Origin of the sequence: Acinetobacter pollinis (assembly GCF_015627175.1) — a bacterium.
Taxonomy (GTDB): domain Bacteria; phylum Pseudomonadota; class Gammaproteobacteria; order Pseudomonadales; family Moraxellaceae; genus Acinetobacter; species Acinetobacter pollinis.
Genome location: NZ_VTDQ01000080.1, coordinates 1 through 3,082, shown reverse-complemented (window position 1 = coordinate 3,082; position 3,082 = coordinate 1). Strand labels below are relative to the sequence as shown.

Annotated in this window: 2 protein-coding genes and 2 pseudogenes; all 4 read left to right on the top strand. The window is 42.2% G+C overall.

The features are described 5' to 3' along the window. Positions 1-640 (top strand): annotated as a pseudogene (locus tag I2F23_RS14140) (hypothetical protein); the annotation flags it as partial. Positions 641-1,853: 1,213 nt separating this feature from the next. Next, positions 1,854-2,198, top strand: a complete 345-nt coding sequence (locus I2F23_RS13690; protein ID WP_195773119.1) for a plasmid mobilization protein — start codon at positions 1,854-1,856, stop codon at positions 2,196-2,198. Between the two features lie 97 nt (positions 2,199-2,295). Further along, positions 2,296-2,496: pseudogene (locus tag I2F23_RS14120) on the top strand (relaxase/mobilization nuclease domain-containing protein); the annotation flags it as partial. A 370-nt stretch (positions 2,497-2,866) separates the two neighbouring features. Beyond that, positions 2,867-3,082 (top strand): MbeB family mobilization protein (locus tag I2F23_RS14115; protein WP_407648040.1); only part of this gene is annotated, 216 nt, incomplete at its 3' end.

Sequence of the window (3,082 nt, the reverse complement as noted above, 5' to 3'; positions counted from 1 at the left end):
CCATCATCACGACCCTAGCGATCGCATGGGGCATTTTGGTGTATCAGAGCCACAGAATCATCAGCAACTTGGACGAGATCGCATCACAGGAAGCGAGAATAGAGCTATTGACCGAGAAAGGGGGCAAGATCGAGCTACAGAACTGTATCGACAGGAAGAACCGCAAACGCCTATGTATTCCAATGAACAAGGACGCAGGGACATGGGGCAACGGTCTAATGGTTCCAATGGGCTATTAGAGCAAATTAAGCAGAACCTTGACCAAGCAGACCAACATTTAAGCCGAATCCCAACCATTGACCACCAACAGGCACAAAACATAAGAGAGAACCTAGCGAATGACCGATTTAGAAAGGGAATTAATCAAGGCATTGGAGCAGATGAGAGCGGAACACAGAGAGGAACAAACCGCCTTGCGTCAGATGTTCGAGAGTACCAAAGAAGAGAATCAGAAACTCAAACAGGGTTTAACCAACTTTGCACAACAGCAGAGCGAAATCGAGCAGACGAGAAAAAATCACTTGAACAAATTAACCGAGCAAGTCATCAACTTGACCAAGCAATTACAACAGCTAGAAACACAACTCTTGAAGCTCAAAAAATAGCTAAAGAGAGCCGAAGCTATGCACGAGTACGCTAAAAGTACCGAACTTTAGGCACAAGTTCCTAAAATCCAAAAAAAATTTAAGAAAAAGCCCGATTAGGTCTTGCAACCTATCGGGCTTTTGCTTAAATTCGGGGGTACAGTTATTTGATGCTAGAACATCATCTAACGAATGATCGGAGGTTTGACGACCGTCACGATATTCACCTTACGGCTTATGTACCGCTTTCTATTTTAAAGAAGTGATACTGTTATTCAAGCCCCTAATTTGAAACTTTCGTTAAATTGATCTAAATAACCATCAAATAAGCACCGAAAAGGTCGAGCTTTGTCTACTTCTGTACGCCTTTGATTAGGAAAGACACATATAACGTGTGGTAGGAATAAGTGTCACTGGCGTTATATGGCGATAGTGAGAGCCGAGAGGCAGGAGCTAAACCGCTTACAGGGGAACTTCACATAGGCGGAGCGTTGGGAGTAGTTACAAAAGGTCTGTTAAGTTGCATGTTGGGGAAACCCTCGCAGAGATACAGCCATGTAGCGACAAGGAGCGTGTGGAGCAAGGTGCAAGACTTTGAGTCCTTGTCTGCATAGTTTGCAAGACTATGTGCGGATACGACCGATATACGTGGCTCCGAAGCCAAATATATTAAGCAGTTGATCGGCAATACTTAAGGGATAAGATTTTTTTTAAAAAGTCTGCCCTTAGGGTGAGTATTGCCGAAACTCTCTCAACCGTTCACCAAAGCCAAAGACGAAGTCGACGCTTTGGGGAATGTGTTGAGAAGTTGAGAGCATTGCTTTTGCTTTTATATACAAAAATAATTATTAAGTTTTTAAAGAATTATTACTGTGGGGAGTTAACAACGGTTGTGGGCAAAGACTTTGCCTGTGCATCAAACCTGTGTGTAAGTCAGTGCGTCAAATCTTTGATTTGTCCACGATCTTATACATAGTGTTTATGCATAGAAAAGCAAAGGCGGTCGCTTGCGATTGTCCATAATCTTGTAACGACCATTATCACCAACTAATCACAGATAGCCTTTGATCAGATGGCCACAACATTCTTGTAGCCACTTAATCAACATGCTATTGTGATTATAAGCCAGCATACACAAAGGGGACTCCGTCCCTTTTGTGCTACTGGGATCAGGGGCTTCACCCCCGACACCCCCGAAAACCGTCCAAAGAGAAAAATCAAAGATTTTTTCTTTATACGGTTACCACCATCGAGAAGCAAAATTTAGTCATGACTAAGAAAGAAACTTTAAAAAGACAAAAGGAAATAAAAATACGTTTAACTGATGAAGAACATCAGAAACTTTTAGACCGCTGTACGGCAGAGAGTTTAGCAAGTTGGATACGTGAAACTTGTCTAGGTAAAAAGCCAACTAAGCAAAGCAAAATTTTAGAAGTTGACCCGAAATTGTTAAGACAGCTTTCGGGTATTGGTAATAACTTAAATCAGATTGCTAGATTGATTAATCAGCAAAGCAAATCTAATTCAGTGATTGACCGTATAGCCGTTATTACTGCTTTATCAGGCATCGAAAAAGAATTAAAGAGATTGCACATTGATCATAAAAATACATAGTCGTGGCTCAGGTGCAGGCAAAGGACCCGTTGATTATCTCTTAGGTAAAGACAGAGATAGAGAGGACGCAAGGCTAGATCGTGGCGACCCTGAACAAATGATTCAGCTGATTGATAGCACCAATTTTTCTCAAAAATATACATCGGGTGTCTTGTCCTTTGCGGAACGTGATTTAGAAGAACGCCAAAAAGAACAAATCATGGATAGCTTCGAGCGAACACTCATGCCCGGACTAGACAAAGACCAGTATTCAGTTTTGTGGGTGCAGCATCAGGATAAAGACCGTTTAGAGCTTAATTTTGTTGTGGCAAACGTAGAGCTTCAAAGCGGTAAACGCTTACAGCCTTACTATGACAAGGCAGACCGCCCACGTTTAAACGCATGGAAAGACCTTGTAAATGACCATTACAAGCTACATGACCCCAATGACCCACTTAATAAGCGTGAATTATGCACCCCTAACAGCTTACCCAAGCATAAACAAAAAGCATCACAGGTGATTACAGACAGCCTATTAAGCGTTGCTGAAAGTGGACGTATTCAAAATCGTGATGATGTGCTTAAAACCCTTGAGAACGCAGGTTTTGAAGTCGCTAGGACTACACCGAAAACAGTCAGTATAAAAGACCCTGATGGGGGCAAAAATATTCGCTTAAAAGGAATGATCTATGAGCAAGATTTTAGATTTGGCAAAGAGCTTCGAGCAGACATCGAACGAGCAAGCGAAAGATACAGAGCAAGCCGTAGCGAGAGAGTTCAAGAATCACGAAAAACGCTTAACAGACTTACTGAACGAAAACGAGAGAGCAATCAGCTCCGCTATCCGAGAGCAGAACAAACGCCTATTGCCGATTATGTTAAAGACTTGGAGCATAGTCGCTATA

What these genes read in the sequence shown, in the direction of transcription:
- I2F23_RS13690 (WP_195773119.1), top strand. Translation starts at nt 1,854, where the DNA reads ATGACTAAGAAAGAAACTTTAAAAAGACAAAAGGAAATAAAAATACGT.